We start from the raw sequence: 12,954 nt of genomic DNA, 5'->3' as shown, positions 1-12,954 counted from the left end.
CAACCGTCTATGCATCAGCCCTCGAACTTCCACCCGACTGGCTGCCAGCAACTGGAGGAGCTATCCAGCGTGATTGGCAGGTCGCGTACTTGCTTGCAAGCGCCGATTTAGACCATTCCGATTCCGTCGAAGTGATCGTGTGACGCCGGATGCGTTGGGAGCGGGTGCTCCTTGTGTAATCATCAGTTCTCTCTAGGCAGATGCTGGAGATTGGGCATGCGAGTCTCCATCCCAGCCGGGCTCTACGGTGATTGCCGCCGCCTCTCACAAAATCTTTATGGCAGTTCCTTGGGCTCGTCACGAACCGACAAATACCGTTCCCTGATCCTGAATGTTACGCGCCACAACTGCTAATCCGTGAACGAGCGCGGTGGCGACCGCGATCGCATCAGCTTCGTTGGGGCGATCAGGAATATGTAAGTGGGCCTACCGCTTAGGGATAGCGCCATCGATCGTTATAACTCGCTCTGAAAACTCCGGCCGAACGCGGCTATCCATCCATGCTCGCAAGTGCGGTCCCAGTGCGCAGTCTCGGGGTGGCATGCAGAGTATTCCACGCTCAAGTTATAACATAATTTAATAGATTATTAATTCCCACCGGTTTGCTCAATGCCAATGCTCATACTCTGACGCGCTTCAGAAAGCCCGTTTTCGCATTCCGCCTACCCTGCAATCAAGGATTGCCGTCATGTCGCCAACCATCGAGACAATGGTTTCCAGCCGATAGGGTTTTGCGATGAAGGTTGCTCCGCCAGGCAACTCGTCAGGGCGCAGGCAATGACCTCCTGAAGCGATGATCACTGGAACGGGCATGCTGGTCAACGAGATCATCCCGGCCAGATCGAGCCCGCTCAGTCCACCGGGCATATCAATGTCCGTAACGACGGCGTCGATCTTGCGCCGAGCGAGAGCCGCGATTGCCTCAAGGACATTTTCGGCTTCGACAACGTCGTAACCCTCATCCCTAAGGGTGTCTGCCAACATCATCCTGATGAGAAATTCGTCTTCAACGATGAGAACTGTGCGCTGATACATGTCAGTTTCGCTCCGTGGTCACGAGATGAACTCGCAGCGACCCGAATAGATCGTCTTTCAGACAGGAGTATTCGCAGACATATTTAATAAAATACGAATGAACCACGGCTCTATGCCGCGAACCAGATGCCGGAACGTTTATTGTCTGGTTGGTCAGCCTCGGTTGCTTCCAGAAACCTCATCGGCTGTTCAATATGCGGTCTAGTTCCTTCAACCGGGATAAAAGCAGCCCGGCTTCGGAGGCGAAGGCGGGCCAACGGCCCACGGTTGCTCGAAGCTCGTTGATGATCTCGTTCGCAATTCGTGCTGGTATCGAAGCTGCCTTGGCGATCAGCAGCGGCATGGCTAGAATGTCGGGCGCATATTCGAAATTGCTTCGCCTCTCGGTGCCGCTTCACGCCAAGGTACCGAGCTTGCGCGACCGCCCCTCCAGATCAATCATCACAGCCATTTGTTGACAGGTTCGAATTTGACGATTGCGCACCCTTTTCCTCAGTGGCCGGTCGATGACGTCATCAATGGTTGTGGGCGCCTGCGGGGGGGACAACTGGCCGAATTCGACTTCGGCACGAAGCACGAAAGCAATCTTGACCAGGGCTTCGATCGAGATCTCGCCAGCTTCCTCGAAAAGGCGCAGCGAACTATAGGATAAGCCTGCTTTGGCAGCGAGATCGCGCTGCGTCGAACCTAGGACGAGAGCGGCCTCAACGATCATAGCGTGATGGAGCGGTATGGTCCTTCGATAGCGACGGCCATGGCCGATTTTTGGCCTACCATTGAACGGATGGTACGGGACCACTTCAGGAGACGCAGGTCACATTCGGCTTTAAGCAGTACGCTGCGGGACCGTCATACGCAGACATATCAGGCCGCGATAAGCAACATCACATAGGCGACTACAGTCACCATCAGTCCGCGGAAGGCGAGCGTCACGCAGCGGTACTTGCCGCGAGCGATCGCCGAGAGAATATCAGCGTTGTCGAGATACTCGGCAAAGAGGTAACGCTGGTCGTGGCGCGCAGCCGCTTCCCAGAAAAGCTGCCGGTGCTTGCCCCAGCTTCCCCAGAACATCGAAGTCGACTTGTTCACGTGACGAGGCAACACGACGAGTATCGCCGATAGAATCGAGAAGACCGATGCCGCAGCCAGAAGCCCGGAGAACAGCAGTGTCTTTGGATCGCCACCGACATAGCGCGTCCATGTAAAGACGGCCCTGACATCCCCCGAGCTAACGAGGAACGCAAGCATGAAGGTGAAGATGTAAGCCGCCTTTTGATCAGATATCTTGATCTGGTCGTAGAAGATATCGTTTATCTTCTTGATTTGATCGAAATATTCCGATCCTATGACATTCGTCGAAGGAAAACTTTCCATCAACTCAGTAGCACCTTCAAGATCGCTCACCCAAACATCTCCACCGTCAAGTGTCTCCCTGATATTACACTTAGCCGCCAAAGCAAGATGAGCGGTACAACTTCTATTGACTTTTCGCGACGGCGAGGACAAACGCTTTGCTATGAGGGGTAGCTTTACACATTCCATGTCCGCCATGATGGTGTTGACGGTGGCCGCATCCGTTGCTGCGCTGCCGGCCGGTGCCGAGCCGCTGTCTCGTGCTGAGCCGGCTGCCGGATCGGTGATCGACCGGAAGATGGGCGAGGAAGTCCGCTTCGTCGATCTTTCCAACTGGCAGGATGTCGATCTTCACCAGGATCTGCTTGGCGGCGACGTGCTGCGCACCAATGCGACCGGCCAGCTTGCTATACTGTTCGCAGATCGCACCCAGGTGCGCCTAGGCCGCAACTCGGCGCTCCAGGTAAAGCAGATGGCCCGGCAGGGCGACACCGTTCTCAACCTGCAATCCGGAACCATGTGGGCCCGCGCCCAGCGCGGCGGCACGGGGTTGACGGTGGAAACGCCGGCGGCGGCCGCCGCCATCCGCGGCACCGACTGGACATTGACGGTCAAGGGCGACCAGACTTCGCTGATCGTGCTCGAGGGCCAGGTCGAGCTGAAGAACGACTATGGCAGCGTGCAGGTAGCCGAAGGCGAAGGCGCGGTGGCGACGATTGGCCAAGCGCCACGAAAGCTCGTCATCGTCACGCCTGACGATCGCGAGCAGATGCTGTTCTACCTGACGCTGCGCAGCGGCTTCACCTTCATGCCGGCCTCCCCCCTGCCGGTGCAAACGATGCGCCGCGAACGCAGCCGTATCGAGGACAAGGCCGAGGAGGCGCGAAACGCCGAAGACTGGCTGACGCTGGCGGAAATACAGATATCGCTCGACGGCCGGCAGAAGGCGCTGAACTCGCTTGCGAGAGCGCGTGCCTTACGCTTGTCCGCAACACAACGCGCCCGTGCCGATCTCATTGAGGCGCTGATTGCAGGCGCCGAAAAGCGCTACAGCGAGGCGGCGAAAATGTTCGTGAGAGCCGAACGCGGCCTCGATCCGCTCCGCCGCAGCATCGCCGCCTATGGCGGCTACTACGCCCGCTCGCTGCAGGATCCATCCCGCAACGAACATCCACCGGCCAATGTCACCGGCCCCTACGCCGCCGTGATGAAAGCCTATACGGCAGGCTTCCTGGAAGATATTCCGGCTGCGATCGCAACGATGAAGGCGGCCGAAGCGCGCTATCCCGATGACTCGACGCTCCCTGCCCTGCGCGCGCAGCTGGCGCTGCTGATCAACGATCGCGTCCAGATGCAGGAGGCGATCGACAGGTCGCTTTCGATCGACCCGGACGATCCGAATGCGCTGCAGGCCCGCGCCCGCATGCGCGCCGATTATCAGGGCGATCTCGAGGGAGCACTGAGCGATCTGAATGCCGCGCTCAAGGTGGCCCCCGGCTCCTCCATGGCCTGGAACGACCTCGGCCTGCTGCAGAATGCCCGTGGTGCAGCGCGCGAAGCCGAAGCGGCGCTGAAACGTGCCATCGAACTCGACCGCGACGATCCTATCGGCCACGCCAATCTAGCGATCCTTTATCTCGACCAGTCGCGGATGAAGGAAGCAAAGCTCGAAATCGATCTGGCGCTCGCCGCCGACCCGGCCTTCGACATCGCCCTCCTGGCCCGCGGCCGCTACTATCTGCAGATGGGCGCGATGGACAAGGCGATCGACGACCTGCTGGCCTCCTCGACCGCCAATCCGGCGCATTCCCAGGCGCAGCTCATGCTCGCTGCCGGTCACTACGAAAAGGGCGACCGTGTTCTATCCGAACAAGCGCTCGACAATGCCGACAGACTGGACAGGAACGACCCGGTCATTTCCTCCTTCCGCACAGCCGTTGCCATCGACGACTACGACCCCGATGGCGCGCTGGACTACGCCCAGGAGTTCCTGCGGCGGTCGAAGGCGCGCGGCGGCCATTACGGCTCGCTCGGCGCCAATCAGGATGCCGGCTCAACGCTCAATAACGCCTTCCGCCTGCGCGGATTGAATGCTTGGGGCCGATATTACGGCGACGCGGTCTTCGATCCCTTCGCCGGCAGCGGCTACGTTGACCAGTCTATCCGCGGCAATATTCGCCCCTTCGCCACTAACGAGATCTTCGACGACGAGATCGATCTCTACAAGCTGAACTCCAACAGCTTTTCGGCGCTCTTGCAGGGCCTGCTTCTTGACCCGCACATGCTGTCCGGCCGCTCGCGCTCGGCCAATCTACTACGCCGACCGTTCCTCGAAGGCTCGATCGGCGGCGGCGTGATCAACTCCTCCGGTGAAACCAAGCCGATCGGCGAGGCTGAACTGCAGGGCTTTGCCAACGAGCCGTTCCCGGTCAGCGGCTATCTGAACCTGAAATGGGAACAGACGCCTTACGGCGGTGACTATGGTTCATTCCTGACAACCCCTTTCGCTAGCCCCGGCAGCCTTGATGGGGATATCCGCAGCCTTTCCGGCAACGGCTATCTTACGGCAACGCCAAATCCGGACGACCGGTTCGTGCTTTACGCCAACCACTCCGACAGCAAGCTTGACCAGGCAATCGACTTTCCGGCTGCGGGCTATAACGAGAGCGGTGATATCGATACGAAATCCACAGCCGCGGGTATCGGCTGGAGCCATACGTTCGGCTATCGCAACGTCGTCAATGCCGCATTCTTCTACACCAGCACCGAGCAAAACGTAGAGCAGGAAGTCATCGCCCCACCGCCGCGCATCGCAGACAGTCTGCAGCGCAATTACGTCGCAGCAATCAACCATCTTTACGGCGTCGATGATCTGACCTGGCGCTACGGCATAGAGGGCGGGTTCGTCGATATTAAAGCCGACGATTCGCTGCTTGGGACATCGGTCGACGAGCGGATAGGAATCGGCAGAGCCTACGTCGATCTGCTTCACGACATCACACCAAACCTAAAGGCGGAATACGCACTCTTCGGAACGGCCATAGACGGCGGCTCGACGGATGTGAAGCGGCTTGAGCCACGCCTGGGCATTGCCTGGGCGCCGCTCGACGGCCAATGGCTGCGCGCTGCTTTCATGCGGCAAAGCTATGATATGGGCTCCCCGACCTTGTCGCCGATCGGCGTCGTTGGCATTCAACCCAATCAACCTTATTCGGGCATCGACGGATACACCGATACGATCGCGCTTCAGTGGGACGCGCAATGGACTGAACGCTTGTTCACTAGCATCGAATACCAGCATCAGGAAATTCGTGACCTCGATTTGGCCTACCCGGTCGGCGGTCCATTTCTCCCCTATCTTCCGGGTGGCTTGACCATCAGCAAAGCAAATGTCGATCGCGTTAGCGCAACCGCAAACGTCGCCCTCCTTTATGGATTCGGTGTCTCAGCAACCGTGGCCTATTCTCATTCGAAGAACGAGGATGCTGGCAGCATCGGGTTTGACGAGGCGCTGCCTTACATTCCGGAGAGAAGCGGGCAACTCGCTCTGACCTGGGTCAATGAGGCCAACGTCAAGGCAACGCTTGCAGCGAACTATACCGGAGAGCGTCAAGGTGATGGCGGCATCCTCGGCCCCGAGGTGCTCGACGACTACTGGACCCTTGATGCCAACCTGATTTGGGAGCCGATCGACAAGCGCTTTGCCCTCGAAGCTTCGGCCTTCAATCTTCTTGACGAAGATTTCGAGGTGGCGCCTGGTGTTCCAGGCTGGGGCCGCGCGGTCAAGGGCAGCCTGAAGATCCGCTTCTGATGCCGGGCAGAAAGACACAATCCACCCGCCCAACCGGCTGGCCCGTCTCCAGCCGTCCGGTCAGACTAGCCGTCCTCGTACTGGTGACACTGGTGGCGATTTCGCTGCTCTCGCGTCTGCCGGCATGGTCGCTGCTGGAGCTCAGGAGCTTCGACTATCTCTCGACCGTCGATGATCCGCTGCCACCCGAGGAAGCGCCTGTGATCGTCGCGATCGACGAGCCGGCACTGGCGCAGATCAACGAACAATGGCCGTGGCCACGCAGTCTGCACGCCCGCCTGATCACCGCCCTGCGGGCTGCGGGCGCAAAGGCTGTCGGGCTTGATATCATCATGGCTGAACCCTCGTCGCCTGATAACGACGGCGCGGTGACCGCAGCTGTCGGCCCCGATGTCGTGTTGGCCGGCGACGAGACGCTGATCCAGGCGCCGCAGGCAGACCAGCTCATTCGCACCACGCCACTGCCTCAATTTACCGCTGCCGGCGCAAGAACCGGGATCGCCTCAATTGATCTCGGCGGCGACGGCATCTTCCGCACCATTCCGTCCTATAAGGACGGATTTGCCGTAACGCTGGCTGCTGCAGCTGGCAGGACGCCAATGAAGACGTCAAAAAATGCGATGATCCAGTCCTTCGGACCGTCTCGCAGCTATCCCACCGTGTCCTATTATCAGGCGCTTGACCCGCAGAATTTTCTGCCTCCGGATTTTTTCAAGGATCGCATCGTCCTGGTCGGCCTCAGCCTACAAAATGCGCCTGAGATCGACAAAGGCGGCGCCGATACATTCGCGACGCCCTATACAGTGCACACCGGCAAGCTGGTCGCCGGAGTCGAAATCCAGGCGACGATCTACGACAACATCGTCCACGGTTTCTTCATCGAAAAAGCCGGACTACCACTCGTCGCCCTAGTGATCCTTGTGGCCGCCGTGCTTGCAGCTGCAAGCGTCCTTCGCTCGACCAGCTGGCTAGCGATGGCGGCGGCCGTTACTGCCGTCTGCCTTTTCTCGGCCGCAAGTTTCGTAGGCATCCGCTTCGGCCATATCTTCGTTTCGCCGCTCGGCCCGTCAATCGCCTATATCGCCGTCGTCTTCGGCCAGACGGCATTCGACTTCGCCGAGGAGCGGCGCAACAAGCTGCAGATCACCCGCGCCTTCTCGCAATATCTCTCGCCCGACCTCGTCAAGCGCCTCTCTGAAGACCCCTCGCAGCTTAAGCTCGGCGGCGAGCGGCGAACCCTTTCGATCCTGTTCTCCGATGTGCGCGGGTTCACGACCATCGCCGAGACGCTGAGGGACGATCCCGAACAGCTGACCGCGCTGATCAATCGGCTACTGACGCCACTATCTGAAGTGGTGATGAACCATGGCGGCACGATCGACAAATATATGGGCGACTGCATCATGGCCTTCTGGAACGCGCCGCTCGACGATCCCGATCACGCGATGCATGCCGTCGTCGCGTCGCTGGCCATGCAGGAGGAAATTGCCAAGTTGAATCTGGAGCTGGAGGCCGAATCGGAAGCCAGCGGCATGCAGCTGCATGTCCTCAAGATGGGCGTTGGCATCAACACTGGCGAATGCGTCGTCGGCAACATGGGCTCCACCCGCCGCTTCGACTATTCCTGCCTCGGCGACAGCGTCAATCTTGCCTCGCGCCTCGAAGGCGCCTCGAAGAATTATGGCGTTGCATTGCTGCTTGGCGAGACCACCGCATCCCTGGTGAGCGGCCGGTATACGATCGCAGAGCTCGACCGTGTCATCGTCAAGGGCAAGACGGTTCCCGCTCCCGTTTTCACCATCCTGCACCGTGCCGAGGAGGACGCACTGGCGGCGCACGCCCAGTTTCTCCAGGCGAAATATGCGGGCGAATTGCGGGAAGACGATCCGCGCTTCGATGCAATGGCCGGGATGATACCGGAGCTATCGGGCTATTACACGATCATGCGCCATCATGAACGCACTGCGCGCGACCGGTAGTCCCGCGCGCGCGTTTGATTTATCGGCTAACGTGCCGCAGCGCCCGCATGGTACTCCCGACAACCTAAACGATGCTGTAACGCTAGCAGCCCCGGCCCGTTTGGGCGGGCGACTCAAAGGAAAAACCCTTACGGCTGCAACCGCAAGGGTTCTGCTGCGGTTGAGGTCACAGCGCGCGGACGCGTCAGGAGGGCATTCTAACGACGTCCACTGCTTACAACCACGATTGCATTCGATGGTTCCAACAAAAAAGCGCCACCTTTTACGGTGACGCTATAGTTGAGGATACAGGAAATCACTCGACAAAGACCGAGAGGTCATCACGACTGAGTACACTTGTGTGTCGAGTGATCAGGGTGAGAACAGTCTCACCCTCTGTATGTTCCTAGGGCTTTGAAAATAAATGGGGTTCGCGCCATCATGTTTTGCTAAGCCGCCGAACACCTCCCCAGCTTCCAACATTCCCATATGATGAGGTCGGCGGGTATTGATGACGGCCAGATCACTTCTTAGCTTTGGGCGGTGGGACTTAGTCGAAGATAGGATCCAGGCAAAGCTCCACGCTTCGATCGTACCGGAGCCGCGGAGAAAATCTGCCGCACCGTTCGCATCTTCGTTTTTCTGGAGGTGGTCGATCAGCGCCTTGGGCGAGGAAAGTCCTGGCAGGGTCATCAGAGAAAGGGAATGCTCGATTTCATCAACATCACCAAGCCCGACGACTGGCGGCGAACCCGGCGTCATTAATGTCCAACTGTACTGTTTCATTCCCCGCTCCCCAAGACCGAATAAGGCCCGCCCCTGTCACAGTGGTGAGCCTATAGCCTACAGCCGACCACGTCCCTTATGAAAGTATTTACCCACCTCGAACCGTTTGGATGATTTGGCGTTTCCAATGCAAATTACCCACTTCAATCTTGGGTGCGATCTCGGCATGGCCACTGACGCAAATCTTGTGTCGGTTAGTGAGGACGAGTTCCTAATCCGCATGAACCTTATGGAAGAGCTTGGAAACGGCGACCGCGGATGAAGCACCGGCGGTTCTGAATGACTGCCCAGATATCGAAGCGATCTTAGCTGGCATCGACATGCCTGGCTCTTCAAACGGCTGGGGCTGGCCAAGGTCGTGCATGGCTCCCTTCCGGAATGGCGATCATGGTGGCGTCGGGCTTCCTCAAGGTTCCCAGCAATGGCCTTCCGGCCGGAATTCCATTTCTGCCAAATCTTGTGACGTCAGTCACGTCATAAACCATATCCGCGAGCTGGTCCGTTAGCAGGGCAAGAGAGATTGCTTTGCCAAGCCCTTTAAGCCATAAAAATCAAGTGAGTTAGCTGCCTTGTGCTTGCTCGGCGCCTTCCGTCGTGGGCGCGCATCCGAGGCCCAAAGACAACGGAAATCCTATGGCACTGGTCAAGACCTCCCAACTGGGCGCAAAGCCGGCCTCCAGCAAACTGGTAACATCCGCTCCGGCGGCAACCGCCGTTGGCGACAAATCGGCGGCCTCCCGCCGTTCTCAAGATCGCACCCGCGTTCGCCAGCAGAAGGCGGCCGAGCGCATTGGTGCTGCAACGGAAGAATTGTCGACCGGTGTCGCCGAGGCGGCAGCGGCAGCCGAGCAACTCCAGCGCGCACTCGAGCAGATTGCTACCGGCGCTGAAGAAGCAGCAGGGGCTGCCCATGAATCCCTCTCCGCAACCACGCAACTTTCATCAAGGTTCGGTGATGCCCGGTCCGAAGCCCAGGCTGCACGGGCGCGGACCGAAAGGCTGCAGGCTTCAGTGCTGGAAGCCGCCGCACAGATCGACACATCGGTCACCGCCATCGACACGAACGCTTCGCGACAGATCGCATCCGTTGCCATCATCGAAAGACTTCAATCTCAGGCTGAGAAGATTGCCGCGACCACGGTCGCTGTTACCGATATCTCGGATCGCACTAACCTCTTGGCCTTGAATGCCGCGATCGAGGCCGCCCGCGCCGGTGGAGAAGGTCGGGGATTTGCAGTCGTTGCCGACGAAGTCCGTTTGCTGGCGGAAGTCGCCGAACGCAGTTCGCGTAACGTCAACCAGCATGCCGAGACCATTGTCGACGGGGTCCGTCGTATTACCGAGCGCATGAACGCTGCGGCGGCTAAGGCGCGGGAACAAACGGTATCGGGACGGGCGGTCGCCGAAAAACTGCACGCCGTCCGCTCGGGGCTGACCTCCTTGTCGCAGAGCAGCCAGACTATCCTCATCGCCGCTGTCGAGGCGGAGATGGCCACCCGCGAGGCGCAGAAAGGTGCCGAAACGGTGGCGGCAGCCGCAGAGCAACAGTCCGCGGCGGCCAGTGAGGCGCAACGCTCCGTCCTGCAGCAGAGTTCGGCGCTGGAGGAAAGCCAAAAGACTGCCCAATCGCTAGCCATCCTTGCCGACGAGCTCATGAATGAAGGGGGCCGGGCCTCACGGGCGGAAGAACTGAGTTCGGCCGCCGAGGAACTTTCCGCGACCGTCCAAGAGCTTTCCGGCGCCGCCAGCGAGATCCTGATCGCCGTCGAGCAGATAAGCCGCGGCGCTGAGGCCCAAGCGGCCGCCACGCAGCAGGCCAACGCCGCGATGGTCCAGATCGAGAAAAGCGCCTCACAGGCCCAGGTCAGTGCGGAAAACGCAAGCGAGCGAGCTCAGGAAATCAAGGCGTTGCTGGCAAGAAACAAAACGGGCCTGACGGGTCTTGCATCCGGCATCTCCGATGCCCTGACAGAAACCCGCAACGCACTGTCAGACCTTAATTTGCTCGGCGAAATCGGCTTCCAGATCGAACGCACCGTCGACCGGATGGTGCTTGTCGCCGTCCAGACCAACATGCTGGCCGTCAGCGGCTCGGTGGAAGCGGCGAGAGCCGGCGACGCGGGCCGCGGTTTTGCCGTGGTCTCTACCGATATCCGCAAGCTCGCCCAGGACGCAGCAGAAAATATCGATGGCGTGAAGGACATTGTCCGGTCGATCCAGATCCAGATCCTCGTGGTCCAGCGCGAGCTGGAAGCGATTATGGTGGCTTCCGAGGCGGAGATCGCCAAGAGCAAGCTGACCGTCGATCTTCTGTCCGTAGCAGAAGCCGATATCGAGACGACGGTGCGCGGCAATGCCACAATCCTGGAAGCCGCGCAGGCAATTCTCATTGCGGCCAAGCAGGTTCAGGTCGGCACTCAGCAGATCGCCTCCGTCGCCGAGGAAGCAAGCGCAGCCTCGGAGCAGGCCGCCACCGCGGCACGGCAGCAGTCCCGCGGGGCAGAAGACCTGGCAGCGGCCGTCGAGGAGATCGCGTCGCTGGCCGACGAACTCCAGATGTCTGGAAGCTGACACGATGGAAAGCTCCCCCCCGAAGGCGGACCTGCGACGCCGGCTTGCGTTCAGGGTTGGACAGAGACGCCACGAGATTGACGCCGATCGGGTTCTGGAAGTGGTCAGGGCCGGCCACATCACCCGGGTGCCGAACGCTCCCGCGGCCCTGAGTGGCATTGCCAGTCTGCGCGGCCGCCCGATACCTATCCTGTCGATGGGGCGGATCCTAAGCGGCGACGATAGCGCTTCCCCTCACGACGGCAAGATCATCGTCTATGATCACGGTGGAGCGGTTGGCCTGCTCGTCGATGACGTGCTCACGCTTTCGGAAGAAACCACCGCAGCACCGCTCGAGGGCTTGAGCGGTCTTCTCGATGCCGCGTTCAAGACCACGCGGCGTGCGCAGGCGGGGCGAACGGGCTCTATCGCACCCGATGCAGGCAGCCAGGCAAGCGTGACTTTGGCGCCGATTTTGTCGTTTCACGTCGCCGGCCAGCTTTACGGACTGCCGCTCAAACACGTGAGAGAAGTGGCTATCATGCCGAACGACGTCGCGGTCCTTGCCAACGGACAGGGAGCGGTGATGGGGCTTATGTCCCTGCGCAATAGCCTCCTGCCTCTGGTCTCGCTCGCCTCGCTGATGGGCCTGGAAATCACCCGATCGACAGCGGAAAATGCACGAGTCGTGGTTGTCCAGCATGAGGGTGATCTGTTCGGTCTTGTCGTCAACGCGATGGACGTCATCTATCGCCTGCCCGAGCAGGCCATCGATCCCGTGCCGGAAGTCCTGCAGCGTGGGCGCGGCGATGGCCAGATTGCGGCGATCGGCCGGATTGCGGATGGCAGACGACTGATCTCGATCCTGTCACCGGAAAAGCTTTTCGCTCACGACGAGGTCGCGAGGGTCATCGGCCAGAAAACAGGAGCCGCACCAATGGACACAGCGCCTGAAGCGGACGATGCAGTGGAACAAGTCCTGATCTTTCAGCTGGGCGAGGAAAACTTCGGCATTCCGATCGCCTCGGTGGACGAAGTCATCAGGGTGCCACTCGATGTCACTCGCATACCAGGAGCGCCTGCCTTCGTTATCGGGGTCATCAACCTGCGCGGCAGGGCCGTTCCCCTGATCGATCAGCGAAGTCGCTTCGACAGCCCGGCCTCGATGCAGACAGCCGCCGCGCGCGCCATCGTGGTGACGATCGGCAAGCTACAGGCCGGCTTCGTCGTCGATACCGTGTCGGAGGTCAAGGCCCTGCCGGCGGCGGCCGTTTCCGTAGCTCCCGAGTTTGCTTCTCAACAGACGGATGTCTTCGACCGCATCGCCCATATCGAGGCCGATGGCCGGATGGTACTGCTGGTCGATCCCCAGGAGCTTCTGACGAAGGCAGAGCGGGACGTGGTTGCCGCCATCACCGAAGGCAAGGCCGGCACCAGGGAAAAGACGGGCGGCACCTGACT

8 protein-coding genes and 1 pseudogene are annotated in these 12,954 nt (G+C 59.9%); 4 read left to right on the top strand and 5 right to left on the bottom strand.

Going from position 1 to position 12,954, the window contains the following annotated elements:
* Positions 1-297: 297 nt before the first annotated feature.
* The 4 genes and pseudogenes from AC1DIJ_RS24880 to AC1DIJ_RS24865 form a co-directional block, all read right to left on the bottom strand.
* Positions 298-564, bottom strand: a pseudogene (locus tag AC1DIJ_RS24880) (PIN domain-containing protein); the annotation flags it as partial.
* Positions 565-636: 72 nt separating this feature from the next.
* Positions 637-1,035 carry a response regulator gene (locus AC1DIJ_RS24875; RefSeq protein ID WP_112386810.1) on the bottom strand — a complete coding sequence of 133 codons (399 nt, stop codon included), beginning with the start codon at positions 1,033-1,035 and terminating at the stop codon, positions 637-639.
* Positions 1,036-1,429: 394 nt separating this feature from the next.
* On the bottom strand, positions 1,430-1,750 hold the full coding sequence (locus AC1DIJ_RS24870) for a hypothetical protein (RefSeq protein ID WP_477831653.1): 321 nt from the start codon (positions 1,748-1,750) through the stop codon (positions 1,430-1,432).
* 149 nt (positions 1,751-1,899) lie between these two features.
* A complete protein-coding gene (locus tag AC1DIJ_RS24865) occupies positions 1,900-2,439 on the bottom strand; it encodes a Pycsar system effector family protein (RefSeq protein WP_112386809.1) in 540 nt (179 codons plus the stop codon).
* A 112-nt stretch (positions 2,440-2,551) separates the two neighbouring features.
* Here AC1DIJ_RS24865 and AC1DIJ_RS24860 point away from each other — a divergent pair, with 112 nt between their 5' ends.
* Both AC1DIJ_RS24860 and AC1DIJ_RS24855 read left to right on the top strand, forming a co-directional pair.
* The gene (locus tag AC1DIJ_RS24860) at positions 2,552-6,199 is read left to right on the top strand and encodes a FecR domain-containing protein (RefSeq protein WP_112386808.1); all 3,648 of its coding nucleotides are present in this window, start codon (positions 2,552-2,554) and stop codon (positions 6,197-6,199) included.
* Positions 6,199-8,178: a CHASE2 domain-containing protein gene (locus AC1DIJ_RS24855; RefSeq protein WP_112386807.1), complete on the top strand. Its 1,980-nt coding sequence runs from the start codon at positions 6,199-6,201 to the stop codon at positions 8,176-8,178. Before AC1DIJ_RS24860 ends, AC1DIJ_RS24855 begins: the two co-directional genes overlap by 1 nt.
* Before the next feature lie 351 nt (positions 8,179-8,529).
* Here the strand turns inward: AC1DIJ_RS24855 and AC1DIJ_RS24850 are convergent, their stop codons facing one another.
* Positions 8,530-8,943 (bottom strand): hypothetical protein, encoded by a 414-nt coding sequence (locus tag AC1DIJ_RS24850; RefSeq protein WP_112386806.1) that lies wholly within the window; start codon positions 8,941-8,943, stop codon positions 8,530-8,532.
* A gap of 633 nt (positions 8,944-9,576) precedes the next feature.
* On the opposite strand from AC1DIJ_RS24850, the gene AC1DIJ_RS24845 reads away from it, so the two are divergent.
* Positions 9,577-11,514: a methyl-accepting chemotaxis protein gene (locus AC1DIJ_RS24845; RefSeq protein ID WP_112386805.1), complete on the top strand. Its 1,938-nt coding sequence runs from the start codon at positions 9,577-9,579 to the stop codon at positions 11,512-11,514.
* 4 nt (positions 11,515-11,518) lie between these two features.
* The gene (locus AC1DIJ_RS24840; protein ID WP_112386804.1) at positions 11,519-12,952 is read left to right on the top strand and encodes a chemotaxis protein CheW; all 1,434 of its coding nucleotides are present in this window, start codon (positions 11,519-11,521) and stop codon (positions 12,950-12,952) included.
* The last annotated feature ends 2 nt before the right edge of the window (positions 12,953-12,954 follow it).

Source organism: Rhizobium sp. 10N427 (genome assembly GCF_056394605.1).
This window is presented reverse-complemented; position numbering and strand designations above follow the sequence as displayed.

What these genes read in the sequence shown, in the direction of transcription:
- AC1DIJ_RS24845 (WP_112386805.1), top strand. Translation starts at nt 9,577, where the DNA reads ATGGCACTGGTCAAGACCTCCCAACTGGGCGCAAAGCCGGCCTCCAGC.
- AC1DIJ_RS24840 (WP_112386804.1), top strand. Translation starts at nt 11,519, where the DNA reads ATGGAAAGCTCCCCCCCGAAGGCGGACCTGCGACGCCGGCTTGCGTTC.
- AC1DIJ_RS24855 (WP_112386807.1), top strand. Translation starts at nt 6,199, where the DNA reads ATGCCGGGCAGAAAGACACAATCCACCCGCCCAACCGGCTGGCCCGTC.
- AC1DIJ_RS24850 (WP_112386806.1), bottom strand. Translation starts at nt 8,943, where the DNA reads ATGAAACAGTACAGTTGGACATTAATGACGCCGGGTTCGCCGCCAGTC.
- AC1DIJ_RS24870 (WP_477831653.1), bottom strand. Translation starts at nt 1,750, where the DNA reads ATGATCGTTGAGGCCGCTCTCGTCCTAGGTTCGACGCAGCGCGATCTC.
- AC1DIJ_RS24875 (WP_112386810.1), bottom strand. Translation starts at nt 1,035, where the DNA reads ATGTATCAGCGCACAGTTCTCATCGTTGAAGACGAATTTCTCATCAGG.
- AC1DIJ_RS24860 (WP_112386808.1), top strand. Translation starts at nt 2,552, where the DNA reads ATGAGGGGTAGCTTTACACATTCCATGTCCGCCATGATGGTGTTGACG.